Annotated in this window: 20 protein-coding genes and 2 pseudogenes; 14 read left to right on the forward strand and 8 right to left on the reverse strand. The window is 33.0% G+C overall.

Annotated features, from left to right (window positions below; genetic code table 11):
* Window positions 1-135 precede the first annotated feature (135 nt).
* Window positions 136-792, reverse strand: coding sequence for a YczE/YyaS/YitT family protein (locus C4N20_RS00690; RefSeq protein WP_005981921.1), 657 nt, complete (start codon window positions 790-792; stop codon window positions 136-138).
* 295 nt (window positions 793-1,087) lie between these two features.
* Between C4N20_RS00690 and rsgA the strand changes: the two genes are divergently transcribed.
* Together rsgA and C4N20_RS00700 are read left to right on the forward strand one after the other, a co-directional pair.
* On the forward strand, window positions 1,088-2,053 hold the full coding sequence (rsgA, locus tag C4N20_RS00695) for a ribosome small subunit-dependent GTPase A (protein ID WP_106878536.1): 966 nt from the start codon (window positions 1,088-1,090) through the stop codon (window positions 2,051-2,053).
* A gap of 97 nt (window positions 2,054-2,150) precedes the next feature.
* Entirely contained in the window at window positions 2,151-2,423 is a 273-nt protein-coding gene (locus C4N20_RS00700) for a metal-sensing transcriptional repressor (RefSeq protein WP_005981917.1), read from the forward strand.
* A 118-nt stretch (window positions 2,424-2,541) separates the two neighbouring features.
* On the opposite strand, the pseudogene rbr reads toward C4N20_RS00700, so the two are convergent.
* The 3 genes and pseudogenes from rbr to C4N20_RS00710 all read right to left on the reverse strand — a co-directional run.
* Window positions 2,542-3,063 (reverse strand): annotated as a pseudogene (rbr, locus tag C4N20_RS16625) (rubrerythrin); the annotation flags it as partial.
* A gap of 54 nt (window positions 3,064-3,117) precedes the next feature.
* Window positions 3,118-4,566: pseudogene (locus C4N20_RS16630) on the reverse strand ([FeFe] hydrogenase, group A); the annotation flags it as partial.
* Between the two features lie 47 nt (window positions 4,567-4,613).
* Window positions 4,614-4,991, reverse strand: a complete 378-nt coding sequence (locus tag C4N20_RS00710; protein ID WP_005981913.1) for a Fur family transcriptional regulator — start codon at window positions 4,989-4,991, stop codon at window positions 4,614-4,616.
* A 261-nt stretch (window positions 4,992-5,252) separates the two neighbouring features.
* Between C4N20_RS00710 and C4N20_RS16435 the strand changes: the two genes are divergently transcribed.
* The 12 genes from C4N20_RS16435 (at window position 5,253) to C4N20_RS00760 (ending at window position 19,152) form a co-directional block, all read left to right on the forward strand.
* Window positions 5,253-5,414 (forward strand): hypothetical protein, encoded by a 162-nt coding sequence (locus C4N20_RS16435; RefSeq protein WP_005981911.1) that lies wholly within the window; start codon window positions 5,253-5,255, stop codon window positions 5,412-5,414.
* Window positions 5,415-5,440: 26 nt separating this feature from the next.
* Window positions 5,441-7,306, forward strand: coding sequence for a heavy metal translocating P-type ATPase (locus C4N20_RS00715; RefSeq protein ID WP_005981907.1), 1,866 nt, complete (start codon window positions 5,441-5,443; stop codon window positions 7,304-7,306).
* 280 nt (window positions 7,307-7,586) lie between these two features.
* The gene (locus C4N20_RS00720; protein ID WP_005981906.1) at window positions 7,587-7,838 is read left to right on the forward strand and encodes a YhdT family protein; all 252 of its coding nucleotides are present in this window, start codon (window positions 7,587-7,589) and stop codon (window positions 7,836-7,838) included.
* Window positions 7,838-9,280: a sodium/pantothenate symporter gene (gene panF / locus C4N20_RS00725; protein WP_005981905.1), complete on the forward strand. Its 1,443-nt coding sequence runs from the start codon at window positions 7,838-7,840 to the stop codon at window positions 9,278-9,280. The genes C4N20_RS00720 and panF overlap by 1 nt, the downstream gene beginning before the upstream one ends.
* A gap of 429 nt (window positions 9,281-9,709) precedes the next feature.
* On the forward strand, window positions 9,710-9,853 hold the full coding sequence (locus tag C4N20_RS16440) for a hypothetical protein (protein ID WP_167537219.1): 144 nt from the start codon (window positions 9,710-9,712) through the stop codon (window positions 9,851-9,853).
* On the forward strand, window positions 9,832-11,406 hold the full coding sequence (locus C4N20_RS00730; RefSeq protein WP_005981904.1) for an ABC transporter substrate-binding protein: 1,575 nt from the start codon (window positions 9,832-9,834) through the stop codon (window positions 11,404-11,406). Before C4N20_RS16440 ends, C4N20_RS00730 begins: the two co-directional genes overlap by 22 nt.
* 30 nt (window positions 11,407-11,436) lie before the next feature.
* Complete coding sequence (locus tag C4N20_RS00735) at window positions 11,437-12,615, forward strand: amidohydrolase (RefSeq protein WP_005981903.1); 1,179 nt, start codon at window positions 11,437-11,439, stop codon at window positions 12,613-12,615.
* Window positions 12,616-12,649: 34 nt separating this feature from the next.
* Window positions 12,650-14,218: an ABC transporter substrate-binding protein gene (locus C4N20_RS00740; protein WP_005981902.1), complete on the forward strand. Its 1,569-nt coding sequence runs from the start codon at window positions 12,650-12,652 to the stop codon at window positions 14,216-14,218.
* 29 nt (window positions 14,219-14,247) lie between these two features.
* Entirely contained in the window at window positions 14,248-15,420 is a 1,173-nt protein-coding gene (locus C4N20_RS00745; protein ID WP_005981900.1) for an amidohydrolase, read from the forward strand.
* A gap of 380 nt (window positions 15,421-15,800) precedes the next feature.
* Window positions 15,801-17,351, forward strand: a complete 1,551-nt coding sequence (locus C4N20_RS00750; protein ID WP_005981898.1) for an ABC transporter substrate-binding protein — start codon at window positions 15,801-15,803, stop codon at window positions 17,349-17,351.
* 141 nt (window positions 17,352-17,492) lie between these two features.
* Window positions 17,493-18,662 carry a M20 metallopeptidase family protein gene (locus tag C4N20_RS00755; RefSeq protein ID WP_005981896.1) on the forward strand — a complete coding sequence of 390 codons (1,170 nt, stop codon included), beginning with the start codon at window positions 17,493-17,495 and terminating at the stop codon, window positions 18,660-18,662.
* 10 nt (window positions 18,663-18,672) lie between these two features.
* Window positions 18,673-19,152 (forward strand): peptide deformylase, encoded by a 480-nt coding sequence (locus C4N20_RS00760; RefSeq protein ID WP_005981895.1) that lies wholly within the window; start codon window positions 18,673-18,675, stop codon window positions 19,150-19,152.
* Window positions 19,153-19,533: 381 nt separating this feature from the next.
* Here C4N20_RS00760 and C4N20_RS00765 read toward each other — a convergent pair whose 3' ends face one another.
* From C4N20_RS00765 to metG, 4 genes are all read right to left on the reverse strand, one after another.
* Complete coding sequence (locus C4N20_RS00765; protein WP_005981893.1) at window positions 19,534-20,136, reverse strand: hypothetical protein; 603 nt, start codon at window positions 20,134-20,136, stop codon at window positions 19,534-19,536.
* Window positions 20,137-21,006 (reverse strand): DMT family transporter, encoded by an 870-nt coding sequence (locus C4N20_RS00770; RefSeq protein WP_005981891.1) that lies wholly within the window; start codon window positions 21,004-21,006, stop codon window positions 20,137-20,139.
* Between the two features lie 66 nt (window positions 21,007-21,072).
* Window positions 21,073-21,954 carry a UTP--glucose-1-phosphate uridylyltransferase GalU gene (gene galU, locus C4N20_RS00775; protein ID WP_005981889.1) on the reverse strand — a complete coding sequence of 294 codons (882 nt, stop codon included), beginning with the start codon at window positions 21,952-21,954 and terminating at the stop codon, window positions 21,073-21,075.
* Between the two features lie 25 nt (window positions 21,955-21,979).
* Window positions 21,980-23,905, reverse strand: a complete 1,926-nt coding sequence (metG, locus tag C4N20_RS00780) for a methionine--tRNA ligase (protein WP_005981887.1) — start codon at window positions 23,903-23,905, stop codon at window positions 21,980-21,982.
* Window positions 23,906-23,931 lie beyond the last annotated feature (26 nt).

Consider the following 23,931-nt stretch of genomic DNA (forward strand, 5'->3'; position numbering starts at 1 on the left):
ATTTTTCTCATTTTCTCTCCCCAGAACTCATCTACCAGCTCTATTTTATCGAGTTATTCTTTTCTTTCCATATTTTGAGTAATTTATAAGTTGAAAGATAATTCTGGATTATATTTACTTTTAGCTTCTTTTTTTTTATTTTACTTTTCCAACTTTACTTAAATGCTTTATTTCTTCTTTTATGTTTCTGTGCTGAAGCTCCTTTACATCTACATTGTAGGACTTAAACATCACTTCTAAAATTATCCCCATAGCTAAGGCTGTAACTATTGTTCCAAGCCCAAGTTCTCCTCCTAAAAGCCATCCTAGAGAAAATGCAATTACTTCTATAACATTTTTTATCAGTCCAACAGAGTATTTTGTCCTCTTGGTAAGTATCTGCATAAATCCATCTCTTGGTCCACATCCCATTCCCTGAACCATATACAGAAAAATTCCATAGCTATAAATGAATATTCCAACTAACAGCATAACCACTTTTAATACCAATGAATCTGTAACAGGAAGGAAATCTAAATATAGTATCAGGTCCATAAAAACTCCTATTGACATAAAATTCAATACTGTACCCAATCCTATAGGCTGACCTAAAAATATATCCAGCACCACTATCATCAATCCTAATCCTATACTTGCCTGTCCTATTGTTATTCCTAAAGTTTTAGATAATCCCTGATGAAGCACATCCCATGGAGATAACCCAAGGTCTGCTTTTAAAATTATCATGCACCCAAGTGCACAGGCAAATAATCCAATAAATAGTTTTGTAAATCTTATGATCTCTTTTTTCATTTTCTCCCCCTGAATGAATATCACTCCACAACAATATCTTTATCTTACTACATATTTTCTTTTATTTCTATGGTTTTTAAATTTATTTTTTATTTTAAATTTTTCTTTAATTATCATCAAATAAGTATGCAACTTTGTTTTACATATGTTATAATTAAAATAGATTTTTATGGAGGTGTGGTTTTATGAAAAAAATGGATAGTGTATTCTTCCTATAGTAGGAAGGTACTCTTAAACCTTTCTATTATGGGTTTCTAAGAAAATAAAAACTTAAATAATAGTAAAGGAGATAAAAATGAATAATTATAGAGTTATATCTGTAGGAAAAAATATATACAAAATTTCAAATGGAACTGAGGAAATCAATGCTGTAATCACTGGAAAAATGGCATATGAAAAAGTGTTTCCAGTAGTGGGAGACTATGTTGTTGTAAGTGAGGAAAAACAAATAATTGATATTCTTCCAAGAAAAACAAAATTATCCAGAAAAGCTGCTGGAAAAGATATGAGAGAACAGGTCATAGTCAGTAATATTGACTATATTTTTATAGTTACTTCTTTAAATAAAGATTTTAATATAAAAAGATTGGAAAGATATCTCACTCTGGTATATGATTCTGGTGCTGCTCCAGCTTTTATTCTGACTAAAGCTGATTTAGAAGATAATATTTCTGAAAAAGTATCTGAATTGGAATCTATAGCTTTTGGAGTTCCCATTCATGTAGTTTCATCTTATGAAGAAAAAGGTATTGATGAAGTTAAAAGTTATCTAAAAGATAATATCACTATCGCTTTAATAGGTTCTTCTGGAGTTGGCAAATCAACTCTTATCAATAAGCTAATTGGAGAAGATATCATCAAAACATTAAGCATAAGGGAATCTGACGCTAAAGGAAGACATACTACTACAAGCAGAGAGATATTTAAAGTTGGAAATGGTTTCATAATAGATACTCCCGGTATGAGAGAACTTCAAATTTGGAACGGAGATACTGATACTGCTTTTAAAGATGTCGAAGAACTTGCTCTTCAATGTAGATTCAGCGACTGTACTCATACTTCTGAACCTGGATGTGCTGTAATCAAAGCTGTTGAATCAGGAGAAATTTCTCAGGAAAGGCTGGATAACTACTTCAAATTAAAAAAAGAAATAGTTAATACTCAAAACAAACTTTTACATGGACATAAATTTATGGAAAAAGAAAAAGTAAAAAATATGATGGGATCATTAAGTGCAAGAAAAAAGCTTAGTAATAAGTAGCTTCCCACTTATACAATATCTGCCTTTTATTTTTGACATAGTAAATATCCTGTGTTAGAATACAGATACCCCTAGCAGTATAAAGGATGGTGTAAAAATGAAAAAATGTATGGACTCTAAGACTCTTCATGTAAGAATAAAAAAAATCATTGGGCAGTTAAATGCTATAGATAAAATGATTGATGAAGATATTCCATGTGAAGATGTTCTTATTCAAGTAAATGCTACCAAAAGTGCATTACATAAAGTAGGGCAGGTAATATTGGAAGGGCATTTGAATCATTGTGTTCGTGAAGGAATTGAACATGGAGATTCAGAAAAAACTATTGAAAAATTTACTAAAGCTATTGAGCAGTTTTCAAGAATGTAGCTACTAAAAAATTTAAAAGAAAAAGAGGATTCCTCTAAGGAGAAAAGTATTGAATCTAATTTCCTTGAAGATATCCTCTTTTTTAATTCAGACAGATTTTTTACTGTCTTATTTTATCTTAATAGTTTTCAGCTTTTCTTTCAAAGTAAGCTTTAGCAAATCCACAAGTTGGACAGCTTTCAGGAGCTTCAGCACCATAATGTACATGTCCGCACTGTCTGCACATCCATTTAGTTTCTCCCTCATTTTTGAATACAAGGTTTTTCTCAACATTAGCAAGAAGTTTTAAGTATCTTTCTTCATGCTCTTTTTCTACTCTAGCTACATTTTCAAATTTAACAGCTAACTCTTCAAATCCTTCTTCTCTTGCTTCTTTAGCCATACGAGCATACATATCTGTCCACTCGCCATTTTCTCCCTCAGCAGCAGTTTTTAAGTTTTCAGCTGTATTTCCAAGTCCGTGGAATTCTTCATACCACATTTTAGCATGTTGGCTCTCTTGCTCAGAAGTTTCCATAAATATAGCAGCTATTTGTTCAAATCCTTCTCTTTGTGCTACTTGTGAGAAATATTTATATTTGTTTCTAGCTTGTGATTCTCCAGAAAAAGCTTCCATAAGATTTTTCTCAGTTTTAGTTCCTGCATATTTGCTTCCAGAAGCTTTCTCTTCTTCTACTAAAACAAATTTGTCTGCCCCTTGTTTACATACTGGGCACTTTTCAGGTGCAGTTTCCCCTTCATGAATATATCCACATACTGTACATCTAAATTTTTTCATACTATCCTCTCCTTTTCCTAATTCTTTACTTCTATCATAATATTGAGTATGCAGCATTTCTTCTGCCAGCTCACTCAATGGATGACCATAAAATTCTTTGTATAACGCTATTATTTCACTATTTTCATGACTGCTTCTTATTGGTGTAAGTGTATCTTTTTTATATAGGCTGTCTATTCTTTTCTGATTTATCTCATCTCTTTCTGCATCGAGATCTTTAGGCTGACCTCCTCCACCAATACATCCACCTGGACAAGTCATCACTTCTATAAAATGATATGATTTCTCACCATTTTTAACTTTCTCTATAACCTTATCTGCATTCTCTGTACCATATATTACTGCTACATTTACAGTTAAGTCTCCAACCTTTATTCCAGCTTCTTTTATTCCTCCCATTCCACGAACTTCTTTTAATTCGAATAAGTCAGCAGGTGCTTTTTCATGAGTAACATACTCATAAGCTGTACGAAGTGCTGCTTCCATTACTCCACCTGTGTTTCCGAATATTATTCCTGCTCCTGTAGATTCTCCCATCACTTTATCAAATGATGATTCTTCTAAAGCTTTAAAATCCACTCCTGCTTCTTTAGCCCAAAGAGCCAGCTCTCTTGTAGTGATTACATAATCCATATCACGCATATCTTCTATTCCAAGTTTTTTACCAGCATCTTTCATTTCATCTCTGCGAATTTCAAACTTTTTCGCTGTACATGGCGTTACAGCTACATTTACTATTTTTTCAGGGTCAATATTCATCTTTTTAGCAAAATAAGTTTTTATAGTTGGACCCTGCATTCCAATAGGGCTCTTTGCAGTAGACAGATTAGGCAGTATTTCTGGATGATAGATCTCTGCATATTTTACCCATGCTGGACAGCAGCTTGTAAACTGCGGCAAAGGTTTGCTTCCAGTAGTTATTCTTTGAATAAGTTCGCTTGCTTCCTCCACTATAGTAAGGTCGGCTGCAAAGTTAGTATCAAGAATATAGTTTCCTCCCAATGCTCTCAAAAGAGATACCATCTTTCCTTCTACTAAGCTCCCTTTCTCCATTCCAAATTCTTCACCCAAGGCTACTCTTACTGAAGGAGAAGTTGAAAAAATAACTATCTTATCTTTGTTTTTTACTGCTTCAGCAATCTGCTGATACTCGTATTTTTCTGTGATACTGCTTGCTGGACATACATTAGCACATTGACCACAGTTAATACAAACAGCTGTATCATTTGTATCTTTCAAACTGTATGTTCCATGTACACCTATGTAATCACGGCATATATCTCTGCACATACCACACTTAATACATTTTTCTTCAAAACGCATAATTGACGGATTATCAAGCTCAATAGGAACTCTGATATCCATTGATAAGTGTTTACTCACGGCATTTCCTCCTAAAATTACATTTTTTCTTACATTTTTTTCTTACACTCTTTACATATTCCTACAAACTCTAAATTATGACTTTCTATTAAAAACCCATCTTCATCTTCGTGATTGATAATCTCGTGATAAGGATAAGTACTGTCAATTATTTTTCCACAGATTTTACATCTCAAATGATAATGTTTTTCTGTATGAGGATCATATCTGTCCTCTCCATCTGGAGAACTTATCTTAGTAATTATTCCATCTTTTTCAGCTTCATTCAATACTCTGAAAACAGTGGCTCTACTTACTTTATATCCTCTTTTTTCCAGTTCTTCCATTAATACAGCAGCAGTAGGATGGTTGTCTAGTTCTTTTATTACTTCAAATATAGCTTTTTTTTGCGGTGTATTCCTTTTCATCCTAACACCTCCTTATTAATACTTAGTCTCAATAAGATAATAATATATTTTTTATAAAAAATCAAGCTTTTTTTTCGTCTTTATACAAGAGTATGGATTATATTTTTATTCCAACCAAAGAAAATACTGGAAAAGAATCAATTTATATTTAAATAATTTTTTTATTTTTTTCTTGACTTCATATACCCCTATAGGTATAATTATACCCATAGGGGTATATTGCTTTTATATCCAATTTTTAATTATTTAAAGGAGGAGTTTATGTATTTTACTATTTTCATGATCATAGCTGGTTTTTGTCTTCTGCTTGCTGGACTTCATTTTTTCATCAAAGAAAAGCACGATAAAGACAGTAGAAAAGTTTATGGAAGTATGACTTTGATAGGAGCAATTATAGTTATAATCAATATTTTTAAAATTTAATTTATAAAATTTAAGGGGGAAATACTTTGGAAAAAGCAGAAGAATTTTTAAGCAGTATTCCTATGACAATCATAGGAGGAATATTTTTAGGAATAAGTCTTGTTTGTATGCTTATGGGGATAGAACTTCCTGTAAATCCAGCATGGGTACCAATAATAATATCTGGTATTCCTATCTTATATGGAGCTTTAACAGCTCTTTTTTGTGAAAAAACTATTTCATCTGAACTTTTAGTCTCTACTGCAATAGTTGCATCTGTTGCAATAGGAGAGATATTTGCAGCTGGGGAAATTGCCTTTATTATGGCAATAGGGGAAATACTGGAAGATATTACTGTAAACAGAGCAAAAAAAGGTATCAGCCAGCTTATTAAATTATCCCCTCAACAGGGACGTAAAATAATAAAAGAAAATGAAAAAACAACAGAAAAAATTGTTCCAATTGAGGAAATATACAAAGATGATATATTGAGAGTACTCCCAGGAGAAATGATTCCTGTAGATGGAAAAATAATTTTTGGAAATTCATCTGTTGACCAGTCTATAATGACAGGGGAATCACTTCCTATAGATAAAACTATTGGAGATGAAGTTTTTTGCGGTACTGTAAACTGTGACGGCTCTATTGATATCATAGCCACTAAAATTGGAGAAGATTCTTCTCTTCAAAAACTTATAAGAATGGTAAAAGAAGCTGAAGAAAACAAAGCTCCAATGCAGAGAATCGTTGATAAATGGGCTGGTTGGCTAGTTCCAGCAGCTTTAATTATAGCTGTTGCAGCATATTTCATCACATCTGATATTATTAGAGCAGTTACTGTTTTAGTTGTTTTCTGTCCTTGTGCTCTGGCTCTTGCCACTCCTACATCTATCATGGCAGCTGTGGGACAGGCTGCTAAAAATGGAGTTTTAATAAAATCTGGAGAAGCACTGGAAAAAATGGGAAAAGTCAACTGTATTGCCTTTGATAAAACAGGTACGCTTACCTTTGGAAAGTTGAAAATAAGTGATATTATAACAACTTCTTCAGCAACAGAAAATGAATTATTAAAACTGGCTTGTTCTTCTGAAAAAAGGTCTGAACACCCATTGGGAAAAGCTATTGTGGAACATGGAAAAAAACAGAATGTAGAATTTCTGGAAATGGAAGACTTCAAAATGATTCCGGGAAAAGGGATTGCAGCAAAAATTGAAAATAATGAGATATATTGTGGAAACAGCAGATTTCTTCAAGAACAGGGAATAATTTTAGATGAAAATATTGAAAGTATTCTGGAAAATCTTCGTAAACAGGGAAAAGTATCAATATTAGTAGGAAAAAATAGAGAATGTATAGGTGTAATAGCTCTATCAGATACTATTCGCCCTACTGCTAAAGAAATAGTAGTAAAATTGAAAAATATGGGAACAAGGGTAGTTCTTCTTACAGGAGATCACAAACAGACAGCAGATTATTTTGCTGAAGAGGTAGGAATTGAAAATGTATATTCTGAGCTTCTTCCAGCTGAAAAAGTTACATATATAAAAAAATTGGAAGAAGATGGAAATAAAGTCTGTATGATAGGAGATGGAGTAAATGATGCTCCTGCTCTGAAAACTGCTGATGTAGGAGTATCTATGGCAAGTATGGGAACTGATATTGCTGTTGAAGCTTCTGATATTGCTCTTATGGGAGATAATATAGAAAAAATTCCATATCTGAAAAAATTATCTACAGCCACTATAAAAACTATAAAATTCAACATCACTGCTTCTATGGTTATAAATCTTGCAGCAATTATTTTATCTGTTATGGGACTGCTGAATCCTATCACTGGGGCTCTTGTGCATAATGTAGGATCTGTTCTTGTAGTATTAAATGCTGCTCTCCTTTATGATCGTAAATTTGCATAAGATTTAAAAATATTAGAAATATCAACAAGCTGATTTAAAAGTTAGAATGAATTTTAAATATTTGAAAATTGAGAGGTTTTAAAATTTTCTCCTCTTTATATTGAAAAATTATTAAAATAATATTCAGACTTATGAATCAGCCTTTTTTATAATCTATCCAAGTATAAAAATATTCCAGATAAATATTTTTTGTTAATTGTATGTAAAAAAAATTGATTTTTTTTGTATTTTAATATATTATCCTCTTGTATAGCAAATAAATTTCAATAAGAGGTGAAAAATGAATGTCAGAAAACAAATAAACAAAGAAGTCGTTATTACTATTATTCTTTATTTAATATATTTTATATGGTGGTATTTCTGGGGATATATTGATGAAAATATTCCCCCTTCAGAATATAAATTTATTTTAGGGTTGCCTAGATGGTTTTTTTATTCATGTGTTGTTGGACTGTTTCTCATTAACATACTTGTTTTTTTAGCAGTAAAATTTTTCTTTAAAGATATTGATTTAAATCAGGAGGAAGAATAATGATAATAATTCCAATAATAATCTACATTTTAGTTATTCTTCTTATAGCATGGAAAATGGGAAAATACAAAAATGAAAGTGGAAAGTTTATAGAGGAATACTTTATTGGAAGCAGGAGCATGGGAGGTCTTGTTCTTGCTATGACTCTTATCAGTTCCTATGTAGGAGCCAGCTCTTTTATAGGCGGTCCCGGAATAGCATATAAATTAGGGCTCAGCTGGGTATTTCTTGCCTGTATTCAAGTTCCTACTGCTTTTCTCACTCTTGGAGTATTGGGAAAAAAACTTGCCATTATATCAAGAAAAATAAATGGTGTCACTATAACAGATTTTTTAAGAGCAAGATATGAAAGCAACCTTGTTATTATTCTCTCATCTCTTATGATGCTCATATTTTTCATCGGAACTATTGTAGCTCAATTTGTAGGAGGAGCCAGATTATTTGAAAGTGTAACAGGATATTCCTATACTCTTGGACTTATAATATTTTCTGCTGTAGTAATTATCTATACAACTTTTGGAGGATTTCGTGCTGTAACTATAACAGATGCCATACAGGGAATAGTCATGCTTCTTGCTACTGGGCTTTTATTTGTGATAATCCTGAATAAAGGCGGTGGCATGGAAAACATCATGAAGAAAGTTCTTGAAACTAATCCTTCTCTCCTGACTCCTGATGGCGGAGGTGCTGTATCAAAACCTTTTATATTATCTTTCTGGATGCTGGTAGGAATAGGAGTATTAGGACTTCCTGTCACTGAAGTTCGATGTATGGGATTTAAAGACAGTAAAGCTATGCATAGAGCTATGATAATCGGAACTTCATTTGTAGGTCTGCTTATGCTTGGAATGCATCTGGTTGGAGTGATGGGAATAGCTGTAGAGCCCGGAGTTGAAGTTGGAGATAAAATAATCCCTATTCTTGCAATAAAAAATATGTATCCAATACTTGCTGGTATATTTATAGCCGGCCCTTTAGCAGCTATAATGTCATCTGTAGATTCTCTTTTGATAATGTCATCAGCTGCTATTGTCAAAGATTTATATATAAACTACATAGAAAAAAATCCCAGTGAAGCAAGAATTAAAAAGCTTTCTCTAGCAACTTCCCTCACACTAGGAATAATTGTTTTTGTTTTAGCTTTAAATCCTCCACAGCTTCTGGTGTGGATAAATCTCTTTGCTCTGGCTGGACAGGAAGCTGCTTTTTTCTGTCCTATACTCTTTGGATTATACTGGAAAAAAGCTAATGCTACTGGAGCAGCTGTTTCTATGATATTCAGTGTAGTATCTTATCTCTACATGGTAGTTATGGATATAAAATTCATTGGTATGCATCAGATTGTCCCTGTAATAATTTTTTCTGTAATACTTTTTGTTGGAGGTTCTTTCCTTGGAAAGCCTAATTCACAAAAGGTTGACAACTTATTTTTTGGTAAGTAAGTATCATTTTTTTGTAATTTTTAAAAATTTTCCTTGCATTTTTTTCAATTTAGGTTTATACTCTGGTCAACAAATAAATCAAGGGGAGGTTAGAATATGTTTTTATTTAACATAATAATATTTGTCATATGTATAATAGTGCTCATACTCGGTTCTAATAAAATTTCATATGCCAATAATTATGTTAAGGTCAATTTAAACATTATTCGACTTTTCAAAGGTTCAAAAATATATAGCTTGAATTAAATTTGGATGGTACAGCCATATATTAAGTTCCTATTGATAAATATTCTGCATTCTTTGTAGTACTCTCTATGAGTCTATCTATATAGGAATGAAATATAAAATGTCGTTTTAGTTATTAAAGCAGCCTAACTGGCTGCTTTTTTTTATACAAAATATTAAAAAATAACTTTAGGGGGAATAAAAATGAAAAACTTTAAAACTAACTATTCAACACTACTCTGTTCATCACTATTACTAAATGCTGGAAGAAATATTTCTAATTCTATCTTTAATAATTTTGATGATAAACACAGGGAGTGGTATAAATGGAAAATAAAAATAAAGTAATAAAAAGAATCGGAGTGGCAGCTGTTGCAGCAGCAGTTATATTTTTTACAGGAATGAATGTTATTGCTACTGATAAAAAAACTGAAACTAAGAAAGCTGAAATAGTTAAACCATATAAAGAAAACATCGTAATAGCTTCAAAAGCTGATGCTAAAACACTTGATCCTCAAAGAACTATTGACACAACATCTAACAAAACTATTCGTTTGATATTCAATGGATTGTTGTCACTAGATAAAGATTTGAATGTTCAGCCTTGTTTAGCTGAAAGCTGGGAAGCAGTAGATGATACAAACACTGTATTCCATTTGAAAAAAGGGGTAAAATTTCACAATGGAGATACAATGACTGCTGAAGATGTAAAATTTTCTATAGACAGAGCAAGAGTTTCTAATCAAACTGCTTATTTATATAAACCAATAACTGAAGTTACTGTTATTGATGAAAATACTGTAAAAATAACTACTGAAAAACCTTTTGGTCCTTTATTGACAAACTTGGCTCAAACACAAGGTTGTATAGTGAGCAAAAGAGCTGTGCAGGAAGTTGGAGAGGAAAATTTCTTCCAGCACCCAGTAGGAACTGGACAATATAAATTTAAAGAATGGATTCCTGGAGACAGAATAATCGTTGAAGCTTTTGATGAAGCTTTCCAAGGTGCTCCAAAAGTTAGACAGATTACTATGAGAACTATAACTGAAGTAAGCAACAGAATGATAGCTTTGGAAACTGGAGAAGCTGATATCGCTTTCGATATTGGAATAATGGATAAGGAAGCTGTTAAAAATAATAAAAATATGGAATTTTTAGAAGTTGCTTCTCCATCTTCATTGTACTTAGGATTTGACCAGACAACTCCTGAATATCAAAATAAAAAATTAAGACAGGCAATAGCTTATGCTGTAGATACTAAAGTCTTGGCTGATGCTGTATTCAGAGGCTCTGCAATAGCTGCTGACTCTGCTTTGCCAAAAGCTTGTCCTGCTCACATCACTCCAGCTAAACAATATGATCAAGATATTGAAAAAGCTAAACAATTAATGGCTGAAGCTGGATACAAAGATGGATTGAATATAGAGTTGTGGGTAAATGATGATGGTCCTAGAACTGATATGTGTGTAATTATGCAGGAACAGTTAAAAGCCATTGGAATCAATGCTGAAATTAAAATATTTGAATGGGGAGCATATGTATCAAGAACTGCTCAGCCTAACAAGCAATTATACTTGCTTTCTTGGAATTCTACTAGTGATGGAGATGCTGCTTTATATGCTTTATTCCACTCTACTCAACAAGGATTGTCAGGAAACAGAAGTTACTATAAAAATGAAAAATTAGATGAAGTTTTAGATAAAGCAAGATACTCAGTTAATCAGGAAGAAAGAACAAAAATGTATCAGGAAGCTCAGGAAATATTACAGGAAGATATTCCTCATTACACTTTAGTATATCCAATGTTGAATGTAGCTATAAGAAAAAATGTAAAAGATATGGTATTCAGAAACGATGGATATATCAGTGTTGAAAATATGTATGTTACAAATGAAAAATAAAATAGATAAATAAAAATGGGAGGAACCAATATGAAAACTATAGATTTAGCTAAAAAGAACCACGATTATGTCATACAAATGAGAAGAGAATTCCACATGAATCCAGAAGTGAGCATGCAGGAATATAATACTTGCAGAAGAATAAAAGAGGAACTTGAAAAAATGGGTGTTGAATATAAAGGGATAGCTGGTACTGGAGTAATAGCTACTATCAAAGGAACTAAACCTGGGAAAACTGTAGCACTTAGAGGAGATATAGATGCTCTGGCTGTTGTAGAGGAAACTACTCATGACTACGTTTCTAAAGTTCACGGAATGATGCATGCCTGTGGACATGACACTCATGGAGCTATGCTTCTTGGAGCTGTAAAAGTTTTAAATGAAATGAAAGATGAAATAGAAGGTACTGTTAAATTCTTCTTCCAGCCAGGAGAAGAGGTAGGAAAAGGAGCTGCTGCTATGGTAGCAGAGGGAGCTCTTGAAGGTGTAGATGGTGTTATGGGAATACACATATCTTCTGATATGCCTGTTGGAACTATAAATGCTGATCCAGGACCTAGAATGGCTTCTGCTGATTGTTTTAAAGTAACTATCACAGGAAAAGGCGGACATGGAGCAAGACCTGAGCAATGTATAGATGCTGTTGTAGTAGGTGCTGCTACTGTTATGAATCTTCAATCAATAGTAAGCAGAGAACTTTCTCCATTTGACCCTGTTGTAGTGACTACTGGATCAATAAAATCTGGAACTAGATTTAATGTAATAGCTCCTACTGCTGTATTGGAAGGAACTGTTAGATATTATAAACCTGAATACAAACAAGTCATAGCTGATGCTATTGAGAGAATAGCTAAATCTACAGCTGAAGCTTACAGAGCTACTGCTGAAATGGAATATTCTAGTCTTGTAAAACCTACTATCAATGATGATGCTTGTGCTGAACTTGCTCAGGAATCAGCTGCTAAAATAGTTGGAAAAGAAAATGTAGTACATACTCCTGCTGGTACAGGTGGAGAAGATTTCTCTGAATTTTCTTCAATAGTTCCAGGAGTTATGACTAGACTTGGAGCTGGAAATGTGGAAAAAGGAATAACTTACCCTCATCATCATGGAAAATTTGATGTGGATGAAGATTCTTTTGTTTATGGAGTTGCATTTTATGCACAATATGCTATCGATTATTTAAAGAAAAATCCTAAGCCCCTCTAAGGGGCCTTGGGAATAACTAAGGAGATGTGAAAAAATGAATTATAAAACGTTTAAAAAACTCGGAATGTGTATGTTATTGGTTTGTGTTGGGTTATTTAGTGCTATGAAACTTTCTGCCTCATCAAAAGATGAGAAAAAAACAGATCCTGCCGCTACTTCTGCTAAAGTCCAACTGAAAGATACTCTTGTTGTAGCAATGAAGTCTGATCCTAAGACTGTTGATCCTCAAAAGAGTATTGATACTATGTCTAATAAATCTATCAATCTTATGTATGACTCTCTTTTAGAATTAGACGAAAACCTTAATGTAGTTCCTGCTCTTGCTGAAAGATGGGAAAGAATTGATGAATATAGTGTTGTCTTTTATTTAAGAAAAGGTGTTAAGTTCCATAATGGAGATGAACTGAAAGCTGAAGATGTAAAATTTACATTGGAAAGAGCTGTTGCTTCTCCTCAAACTATGTATCTTTACAACCCTATTTCTGAAGTTACAGTTATAGATGACTATACTGTAAAAGTTACTACAAAGGCTCCTTTTGGTGCTCTTTTACAAAACCTTGCTGCTGTTCAGGGAGGAATTGTAAACAAGAAAGTAGTAGAAGCTGCTGGGGATGATTATGTTAAAAATCCTGTAGGAACTGGACAATACAAATTCAAAGAATGGCTTCCTGGAAACAAGATTGTTTTTGAAGCGTTTAATGATTCATATCATGGTGCTCCTAAAATCAAAGAGATCACTTTCAAAACTGTTCCTGAAGTAAGCAACAGAATGATCTATTTGGAAACTGGGGAAGCTGATATCTCTTTTGACATTGGTCTTATGGATAAAGAAGCTGTTAAAAATCATAAAAATTTAGAGCTGCTTGAAGTTGAATCTCCTTCTATCCTTTACATTGGATTTGACCAAAGTGTACCTAAATTCCAAAATAAAAAATTAAGACAGGCAATCGCCTATGCTATTGATAATAATGTTTTTGTAGATGCAATCTTCAGAGGTTCAGCTGTTGCTGCTGATTCAGTTATGGCTAAAGCTTCTCCTGCATACAATCCTAATGTAAAAAAATATGACCAGAATATCGAAAAAGCTAAAGAACTTTTAAAAGAAGCTGGATATCCTAATGGACTTGACCTTCAATTATGGGTAATGGATGATGGTCCTAGAGTAGATATGTGTGTAATTATTCAAGATCAATTAAAAGCTATTGGTATCAATATCGAAATCAAAGTTTTTGAATTTGGAGCTTATGTATCTAAGACAGCTCTTCCTGACAAAGAACTTTATTTCCTTTCATGGAATTCATCTGGAGATGGAGACGCTTCTCTTTATCCTTTATTCCACTCTAGCCAGCACGGAGCATCTGGTAACAGAAGTTTCTATTCTAACAAAGAGATTGATGAACTTTTAGATAAAGCAAGAACTTCAGTAGATCAAGATGAAAGAACTGAGATCTACAAAAAAGTACAAGATATTCTTCAAGAGGAACTTCCTCATTACACTTTAGTTTATCCTAAATTAAATCTTGCAAAAAGTACTAAAGTAAAAGGTATGATCTTTAAGAAAAATGGATATGTTGATATGACAAAAGCATATGTTGAAAAATAAAAGCTAAACCAACTGGGAGGAAAAAATAAATGCAAACTAAAAAATTAGCAGAGAAATATAAAGATTATGTAATAAAAATGAGAAGAGAATTTCATATGAATCCTGAAGCAAGTATGGAGGAATACAACACTTCAAGGAGGATAAGGGAAGAGCTGGACAAAGCTGGTATTGAAAACAGAAGCATAGCCAGTACTGGAGTTATAGCAACTATCAAAGGTGATCATCCCGGAAAAACTGTAGCTCTGAGAGGTGATATTGACGCTCTGGCTGTAATAGAAGAAAGTGGAAAAGAATATGCTTCAAAAGTTCACGGGCTTATGCACGCCTGTGGACATGATACTCATGGAGCTATGCTTCTGGGATCAGCTATGGTGCTCAATGAAATGAAAGATAAAATCAATGGAACTGTTAAATTTTTCTTCCAGCCTGGTGAAGAAGTTGGAAAAGGTGCTGCTGCTATGGTGGCAGAGGGAGCTCTCGAAGGTGTAGATGGTGTTATGGGAATGCATATTTCCAGTGGACTTCCATCTGGTACTATCAATGCTGACCCTGGTGCAAAGACAGCTTCTGCTGACTATTTTAAAATTACTGTAACTGGAAAGGGTGGACATGGTGCTGAACCTGAAAAAACAATAGATGCTGTTGTTGTTGGTTCTGCTGTTGTTATGAATATGCAGTCTCTTGTCAGCAGAGAATTCAGTCCTTTTGATCCTCTGGTTGTAACAATTGGTTCTATCCAGTCAGGAACTAGATTCAATGTAATAGCTCCAAGAGCTGTTATTGAAGGGACTGTAAGATACTATAACCCAGAATTTAAAGAAAAAGTTCCAGCAGCTATTGAAAGAATAGCTAAGGCTACTGCTGAAGCATATAGAGCAACTGCTGAAATGGAATACTCTAATCTAGTAAAAATAACTATCAATGATGATGCCTGCACTTCCATTGCTCGTGAAGCAGCTGGAAAGATAGTAGGAAAAGAAAATGTAGTAGAAACTCCTCCAGCTACTGGTGGAGAGGATTTTTCTGAATTTTCTTCTATTGTTCCTGGAGTTATGTGCAACTTAGGTGCCAGAAACGAAGAAAAAGGCACTACATATCCACATCATCATGGAAAATTTGATGTAGATGAAGATGTATTTGTAGGTGGAGTAGCATTCTATGCCCAATATGCTCTTGATTTCTTAGATAAGAATAAAGATTAAAAAATATTTTAAAATATTTCTTGACTTTTCGTTTTTTTAGTATTACAATCCTCTACAAGAAGTAATCATTTTGAAAAGGAGGACACAGGGTATGTTAAGAACTAACTTAGAATTTAGAGCATTTGTATATTTTTATTACTTTTACTACTTTTTTTACTTTTACTTTAAAAGAAATATATATACAATTATCTCTGATGTTAGGTTTAGTTTTCATAGTTTTAATAACTTTTGTGTTCCTATTGATATCAGTCATAATTAATAGGGAACCCTTATTGGTTATGAGTGTATAAGTCAAATGATTATTTTAGGATAAATAAAAGTATATTTAGAGCAGCCTGACTGGGCTGCTTTTTTTTATACAAAATTTAAGGGGGAAAAAAATGAACAAGAAAATTTTAAAAACATTGGGATTGATACTAACGATACTGGTATTAGTTGGATTTGGAAAAACTGTTGCTGCTGAAAAGAAAACTGGTAATGATACTGCTTTAAAAGAGACTCTTGTTATAGCTCAAAAATCTGATGCTAAAACTCTTGACCCTCAAAAGAGTATTGATACTGTTTCAAACAAAGTTATGCAGATGATGTTTGATACTTTGACTTCTATGGATGAAAATCTTAATATCGAACCAGGGCTTGCTGAAAAATGGGAAAGAGTAGACGACTACAGCATGATCTTCCATTTGAGAAAAGGAGTTAAATTCCACAATGGAGATACAATGACTGCTGAAGATGTAAAGTACTCTCTCGACAGAGCAATAGCTTCTCCACAGGCTTCATACCTTTTTAATCCAATAAAAGAAGTTGCCATCATTGATGAAAACACTGTAAAGGTAACTACAAAAGAACCTTTTGGTCCTTTGCTAAAACATCTGTCTACTACTAATGGTTCTATTATCAACAAAAGAGCTGCTGTAGAGGCTGGGGATGATGTTTTCAAAAATCCTGTAGGAACTGGACAGCATAAATTCAAAGAATGGATAACAGGAGACAGAATAGTTCTTGAATCATTCCCTGAGAGTTGGAAAGGTGAATCAAAAATAAAAAATGTAGTTTTCAAAAATATCCCTGAAGTAAGCAACAGAATGATATCTTTGGAAACTGGTGAAATAGATGTAGCTTTTGATATTGGTATCATGGACAGAGAAGCTGTTATGAATCACAAGAAGCTTGAATTAGTAGAAGTGGAAGCTCCTTCAAGTCTTTACCTTGCTTTTGATCAGACAAATCCATTATTTGTTGATATCAGAGTAAGACAAGCCATTGCTTATGCTGTAGACAACAGAGTTCTTGCAGAAGCTGTATTCAGAGGTGCTGCTGTTCCGGCAAATTCAACACTTCCTACTGTAGTAGCTGGATACAATCCTGACTCTAATATCTATGAAGTAAATATAGAGAAAGCTAAGGAGCTTTTAAAAGAAGCTGGATACCCAGATGGCTTCAATATAAAATTATGGGTAAATGATGAGTCTACAAGAGTTGATATGTGTGTTATCATTCAAGATCAGCTGAAAGCTGTTGGGATAAATGTTGAAATAGAAGTTTTTGAATGGGGAACTTACCTTTCAAAAACATTAGAGCAAAATAAACAACTGTACCTTTTCTCATGGAATGTATCTTCTGGAGATGCTGACGCTGCTCTATACCCAATGTTCCACTCTTCACAGAGAAATGGTTCAGCTAACAGAAGCAACTATGTATCTAAAGAAGCTGACGAACTTTTGGATAAAGCAAGAAACTCTGTAAATGAAGATGAAAGAAACCTTATTTACAAAGAGGTACAAGATATACTTCAAAGAGATCTTCCTCATTACACTTTAGTTTTTCCTAAACTTAATCTGGGAATGAATAAAAATGTAAAAGGGCTTCTTATGAAAAAAACCGGTTATATAGATATCACTAACACTTACATAACAAAAGATAATAAATAATTTTATATCAATAAATAAAAATATAAGTTAAAATAGATCTAAGATCTTAAACTAATCCACAATATTTAATATAAATATAACTTAAAAAATAAGTAAATATAGAAAATATTTCATATTTACATTATACAAGGGGGAAATAAAATGAAATCACAAGAATTAGCTAAAGAGTACAAAGATTATGTCCTAAATATGAGAAGAGAATTTCATATGAATCCAGAACCAAGTCTTCAAGAATATGAAACTTCTAAAAGGATAAAAGCTGAACTGGAAAAAGATGGAATAGAATGTGAAATAGTTGCTGATACTGGAGTAGTTGCTACTATCCATGGAGCTAATTCTGGAAAAACTGTTGCTTTAAGAGGAGATATTGATGCCCTTGCTGTTATTGAACAGACTGGGAAAGAATATGCTTCTAAAGTTCATGGGTTAATGCATGCATGCGGACATGACTCTCATGGAGCTATGCTTTTGGGAGCTGCTAAAGTTCTAAACAGAATGAAAGATGAAATAAATGGTACTGTAAAACTTTTTTTCCAGCCGGGAGAAGAGGTAGTACTTGGTGCTAAAAAAATGATAGCTGCTGGAGTTATGGAAGGTGTAGATGCAATTATGGGTATCCATGTATCATCTGATGTTCCTTCTGGGCAAATATCTGCTGACAGTGGAGCAAGAATGGCATCAGGAGATATGTTTAAAATAACTGTAACTGGAAAAGGGGGACATGGAGCAAGACCAGAGCAGTGTATAGATGCTGTTGTAGTAGGTTCTGCTATTGTTATGAACCTTCAGCCTATTATCAGCAGAGAGTATTCACCTTTTGATCCTGCTGTGCTTACTGTTGGAGAAATTAAATCTGGAACTAGATTCAATGTTATAGCTCCTACTGCTATATTGAGTGGTACTACTAGATGCTACAGCCCTGAAGTTAGAAAGAATTTCTTTGACTCTATAACAAGAGTAGCTAAATCTACAGCTGAAGCTTACAGAGCCACTGCTGAAGTAGAATTTACAGAGGGAGTAGGGCCAACTATCAATGATGATAACTGTGCTGCGTTAGCAAGAGAAACTGCTGCTTCTCTTGTAGGAAAAGAAAATGTTATTGCTGTTCCCCCTTCTACTGGAGGAGAGGATTTCTCATTCTTCTCTAATATCGTTCCAGGAGTTATGGTAAAACTTGGAACTGGAAACAAGGAAAAAGGAACTGACTTCCCTCATCATCATGAAAAATTTGATATAGATGAGGATATGCTTGAAGTTGGTACTGCATTGTATGCTCAATTTGCTTTAAACTACTTAGCTAATAACAAATAAGGAGATTGCTATGAAAAGAGAGATTCTGCTTCTTGGAAATGAGGAATTATACCAAATAAGTGAGCCCGTGAAACCAGATGAAATTGAAACTCTTAAATCTGTAGTTCAGGACCTTCATGATACATTGATGGATTTCAGGGAAAAATATCATGCTGGACGTGCTATTGCAGCACCTCAGATAGGAGTTAAAAAAAGACTTCTCTATATGTTCATTGATAAACCTGTGGTATTTATAAATCCAGTTCTGGAGTTTCCTGATAATGAAATGATGGAAGTATTAGACGACTGTATGTCTTTTCCAAATCTGCTTGTTAAAGTGATGCGTCATAAAAGATGCAGAATAAAATATTTAGATATGGACTGGAAAGAGCAGGTAATGTCTTTAGAGGGAGATCTTTCTGAGCTTTTACAGCATGAGTTTGATCATCTGGATGGGATATTGGCTACAATGAGAGCTATAGATAATAAATCATTAGTAATAAAAAAATAAAATTACTTATATTTTCAATAAAAAAAGACCAATCTATTAGATAAAAGAATCTCTTAGATAAGAGAAATATAAAATTATCCTGTATTTTATGTAATAATTTAGCTAAATTAAAAAGAATAATTTTTTTTAGTTTAAGACTAGCTTCAGTAGAAAGAAAACCTATTAATTTTGTTCATACTCCTAAATCGGTAAACTCATTTCGCTTATCGCTTCATTCAAACAGTACCGATTCTAACGAAGTATATCACTTCATTAATTTTACGATTTTCCTTCTAATTTTCACTAGTCTTAAACTAAGATATTTTTTATAGCAAATAGTTACTATTTTATATTTTTTGCTTGGTCTTTTTTTATTATATTTTTATCTTGGGCTGACCTCTTTTATTTTTTTAATTCCTCTATCACTTTATATGCTTCATCAGCCATATCTACACATACATCTGTTTTACATGAAGCTTTTTTATTAAATATAGTATTAAAAATAGTATATGCTGCTAAAGTCGATCCTGCCTCAGAAGCATGTTTATTATCTTTAAAATAAAGCTCAATTTCAGGATGTTTTTTCTTAAAGTTCCACCATATTATTCCTACAGGAGCTACTGCTATATTAAGTTTTAAACCTAAATTTAAATAAGCATCTGACATAGCTTTCTGTTTATCCTCTTCTCCTTTTAAAGTCCAAGGCATATACAATACAGCTTTTGATCCAGCCATTTTTATAAACTTATTAATCGCTTCAACAGAAGTTCCAAGAACTTTTTCATCAAATCCAGATTGAAGGTGCTGAAGCACTACATAGTCATAATCTCCATAAAGTATATTAAATCTAACTTCTGGTTCATCTTTATGAAAATCCAATCCCTTATAACCATGTGCTATCATTGTTACTTCCATGGCAATATTATTTTCTTTGCATATCATTTTAAAAATATGAGGCATATCATTAAAATAAGTATGACTATTTCCTATAAATAAAACTCTCATTTATTCCTCCTTGTTCTTTGTAAGCTCACTTATTAAAGTTGAACCTAAAATTAGAACACCTCCTGCTATCTGCAAGAGTCCCATTCTTTCTCTTAAAAATATAGCTGAAATTATTACAGCAGATATAGGGTCTATATAACTCATAACTGCTATAGTTTGACCTTTCAATTCTTTCAAAGATGAAAAATATAGCAGATAAGCAAGCCCAGTATGAACTACTCCCAATATCAATATATATGGTATTGAAGATGCAGGCATTCTGAAAATATTAAATCCTTCAACAGTAAATACATAAGGCATAAGTACAACTGCTGCTAAAATTAATTGTATGTAAGTTGTTTCAAGACTTTTTAAATTCTTTAGAAATTTATTCATAAGCACAACACTAGCATAAAAAGCTGCTGCTGCAAGTCCATAAGAAATTCCTAGAAAATCATTTCTCCCCTCAGTAGCTCCCCCACTGTTTCCTACTATACACATCATTCCCAGCATTGCACAGGCAACACAGAGTATTTTTTTTAGAGTAAGTTTTTCTTTCAATATAAATGGCGAAAGAAGCATGACAAAAACTGGAGCAAAATAATAACTTAATGTAGCATTAGAAATAGTTGTATATTTATATGCCTGAAACAGAAATATCCAGTTCAATCCAATTGCTCCCCCTGATAATAATAGAAGCAGAAGATTTGCTTTTACATCTTTAAAAGAAACTTTATTTTTTATAAGAAGAGAAACTACAACAAGAACAATTCCCCCTATTACTCCTCTTACCAATGCTATTTCACTGGAAGTCAAATCTATATTTTTTACAAATAATCCTATTGTTCCAAATATCAGCATTGCACTTACATTTCTTAACTTCGCTCCCATTCTCTCCCCCTATGTATAAAAAGAATGATGAGGTGATTTATAAAATCATACTCATCATCTTAGTTATTAATCTAATTTAAGTTCTGTTTTTAAATATTTTAATAATTCTTCTCTTGTTTCTTCATTTTTAAGTCCAAACTCTATATTAGCTTTTAGAAGTCCTACTTTATTTCCAATGTCATATCTTTTTCCTTCAAAGTTGTAAGAAAGAACTCTTTCCCCATCTTTAAGCATATCCAATATAGCATCTGTAAGCTGTATTTCTCCACCTTTACCAGGTTTAACCTCTTCAAGATACTTGAATATCTTTCCTGTAAGAAGGTATCTTCCAAGACATGCAAAATTTGAAGGTGCTTCCTCAATAGATGGTTTCTCTATAAAATCTTCTATGACGCAAGTACTATCATCAAGTCTTTCAATAGGCTTCACTATTCCATATTTAGAAATATCTTTTTCTGCCACTTCCTGACATCCTACTATACTTGATCTATATTTTTCATATACATCTATCAGCTGCTTAGCTACTGGTCTTTCTGGATTATCTACTATATCATCTCCCAGAGCTATAACAAATGGATCATCTCCTATAAAAGGTTTTGCTTTTAATATAGCATGTCCCAAGCCTTTAGGAAGGTTCTGTCTCACATAAAAAATATTTGCCATAGTTGAAAGGTTTTCTATTTTTTCTAAAAGCTCATCTTTTCCATCTTTTTGTAATGTATTTTCAAGTTCATATGAATAGTCAAAGTGATCCTCTATAGAATTTTTATTTCTTCCTGTAACAATTACTATATCTGTGATTCCAGATTTTACAAGCTCTTCTACAATATATTGTAAAGAAGGTTTATCAACTATTACAAGCATCTCTTTAGGCTGTGCCTTTGTAGCAGGTAATACTCTTGTTCCTAATCCTGCTGCTGGAATTACTGCCTTTGTAACTTTTTTCATTCTATATTTTCCTCCTGTATATTCCTTATTTTGCTCTTGACCCTACTACTACACTTTTATCTACTTCTACTAATTTTAATCCATTTACTTTGTCTTCAGTACTTAAAAGCATTCCTTGAGATACTTCACCTCTTAGTTTAACTGTTTTTAAGTTAGTTATAGCAAGAACTTTTTTACCTACTAATTTTTCAGGTTCTGGATATGATTTTGCAATACCAGAAACTATTTGTCTAGCATGATCTCCAACACTTACTTTAAATTTAAGAAGTTTATCTGCTCCAGCTATTTTTCCAGCTTCTAATATTTCCACAACCTGTATTTTTAATTTATCAAATTCAGAAATATCTACAGCATTTTCTATTACTAATTCTGGATCAATTACCATTGGATCTTTTTTAGGTTCAAGAGCTTCTAAGTCAAGTCTTGGGAATATTGGTTCAGCATTTCCTAATACATGTCCTGCTGGAAGAAGATCCCAACCTTCAACCTCTGCTACTTTAGCATCTCTTACAGGTTTTTGTACTCCTAATTGATCCCAGATTTTTTGAGCTGCTGTTGGCATACATGGATAAATCATTACAGCAGTTTTGTATAATCCATTTACTAAATGGTTCATTACTACTGCAAGTCTGTCTTTTTTATCTTCATCTTTGGCAAGTGCCCAAGGCATAGTTTCATCAATATATTTGTTAAGTCTTGATATAAATTTCCATATAGCTTCAAGAGATTTTGAGAATTGAACTATATTCATTTGTTCAGTAACTTCTTTTAAAGTTTCATTCCATAAATTTTCTATTTCATCATCAAAAGCATCTCTTGTTGTTCCAGCGGCTATTACACCATTAAAATATTTTTTATACATTCCAAGTGTTCTGTTCAATAGGTTTCCTAAGTCATTTGCAAGATCAGAGTTTATTCTAGTTACCACTGATTTTGTTGAATAGTCTCCATCATTTCCAAATTGAACTTCTCTTAATAAGCAGTATCTGAAAGCATCTACACCATATTTTTTAGTTTCTGCCACTGGGTCTACTACATTCCCTTTAGACTTAGACATTTTTTCTCCCTCAGAAGTCCACCAACCATGAGCAACAATATTATCTGGAAGTTTTACTCCTGCTGAAAGAAGCATACAAGGCCAGATAATAGCATGGAATCTTACTATATCTTTTCCTAAAAGATGTACAACTTCTCCATTAGTCCAGAATTTATCAAATAACTCAGGATTATTTTCATACCCTACAGCTGTAAGATAGTTAGTAAGAGCATCAAACCATACATAAGTTATATGTCCTGGTGCAAACTCTATTGGAATACCCCATTCAAAAGTATTTCTAGATATAGACAGATCCTGTAATCCCTGTTTAATGAAAGAAACAACTTCATTTTTTCTCGAACGAGGAAGAATAAAGTCAGGATGAGAATCTATATGAGCTAAAAGAGCATCTTGGTATTTTGACATTTTAAAGAAGTATGATTCCTCTTTTACTACTCTTAATTCTTTTCCACAGTCTGGACAATGATTTCCATTTACTATTTGATTTTCAGGAACAAATGTCTCACAAGATACACAGTATTTCCCTGAATACTCTCCTTTATATATATCTCCATTTTCATACACTTTTTTCAATATTTTCTTTACAGCTTCCTTATGTCTTGGTTCTGTAGTTCTTATAAAATCTGTATATTCTATATTTAAAGCTTTCCACATCTCCACAAATTTTGGTGCCATTATATCTGTCCACTCTTGAGGTGTATATCCTTTTTGTTTAGCAGTTTCTTCTACTTTCTGTCCATGTTCATCTGTTCCAGTTAAGAAGAAAACATCATACCCCATAGTTTTTTTATATCTAGCTATAACATCTGCTGCTATTGTTGTATAAGCACTCCCTACATGCGGATCTCCATTTACATAATAAATTGGTGTTGTTACATAAAAATTTTTACTCATTTATCTCTCCTCTCAATATCAGATCT

The sequence above is a fragment of the Fusobacterium ulcerans genome (assembly GCF_003019675.1).
GTDB lineage: Bacteria > Fusobacteriota > Fusobacteriia > Fusobacteriales > Fusobacteriaceae > Fusobacterium_A > Fusobacterium_A ulcerans.

Bases quoted from the DNA above. Each gene is read 5' to 3' on its own strand.
- C4N20_RS00690 (WP_005981921.1), bottom strand. From the start codon at position 792: ATGAAAAAAGAGATCATAAGATTTACAAAACTATTTATTGGATTATTT.
- rsgA (WP_106878536.1), top strand. From the start codon at position 1,088: ATGAATAATTATAGAGTTATATCTGTAGGAAAAAATATATACAAAATT.
- C4N20_RS00700 (WP_005981917.1), top strand. From the start codon at position 2,151: ATGAAAAAATGTATGGACTCTAAGACTCTTCATGTAAGAATAAAAAAA.
- C4N20_RS00710 (WP_005981913.1), bottom strand. From the start codon at position 4,991: ATGAAAAGGAATACACCGCAAAAAAAAGCTATATTTGAAGTAATAAAA.
- C4N20_RS16435 (WP_005981911.1), top strand. From the start codon at position 5,253: ATGTATTTTACTATTTTCATGATCATAGCTGGTTTTTGTCTTCTGCTT.
- C4N20_RS00720 (WP_005981906.1), top strand. From the start codon at position 7,587: ATGAATGTCAGAAAACAAATAAACAAAGAAGTCGTTATTACTATTATT.
- panF (WP_005981905.1), top strand. From the start codon at position 7,838: ATGATAATAATTCCAATAATAATCTACATTTTAGTTATTCTTCTTATA.
- C4N20_RS16440 (WP_167537219.1), top strand. From the start codon at position 9,710: ATGAAAAACTTTAAAACTAACTATTCAACACTACTCTGTTCATCACTA.
- C4N20_RS00730 (WP_005981904.1), top strand. From the start codon at position 9,832: ATGGAAAATAAAAATAAAGTAATAAAAAGAATCGGAGTGGCAGCTGTT.
- C4N20_RS00735 (WP_005981903.1), top strand. From the start codon at position 11,437: ATGAAAACTATAGATTTAGCTAAAAAGAACCACGATTATGTCATACAA.
- C4N20_RS00740 (WP_005981902.1), top strand. From the start codon at position 12,650: ATGAATTATAAAACGTTTAAAAAACTCGGAATGTGTATGTTATTGGTT.
- C4N20_RS00745 (WP_005981900.1), top strand. From the start codon at position 14,248: ATGCAAACTAAAAAATTAGCAGAGAAATATAAAGATTATGTAATAAAA.
- C4N20_RS00750 (WP_005981898.1), top strand. From the start codon at position 15,801: ATGAACAAGAAAATTTTAAAAACATTGGGATTGATACTAACGATACTG.
- C4N20_RS00755 (WP_005981896.1), top strand. From the start codon at position 17,493: ATGAAATCACAAGAATTAGCTAAAGAGTACAAAGATTATGTCCTAAAT.
- C4N20_RS00760 (WP_005981895.1), top strand. From the start codon at position 18,673: ATGAAAAGAGAGATTCTGCTTCTTGGAAATGAGGAATTATACCAAATA.
- C4N20_RS00765 (WP_005981893.1), bottom strand. From the start codon at position 20,136: ATGAGAGTTTTATTTATAGGAAATAGTCATACTTATTTTAATGATATG.
- C4N20_RS00770 (WP_005981891.1), bottom strand. From the start codon at position 21,006: ATGGGAGCGAAGTTAAGAAATGTAAGTGCAATGCTGATATTTGGAACA.
- galU (WP_005981889.1), bottom strand. From the start codon at position 21,954: ATGAAAAAAGTTACAAAGGCAGTAATTCCAGCAGCAGGATTAGGAACA.
- metG (WP_005981887.1), bottom strand. From the start codon at position 23,905: ATGAGTAAAAATTTTTATGTAACAACACCAATTTATTATGTAAATGGA.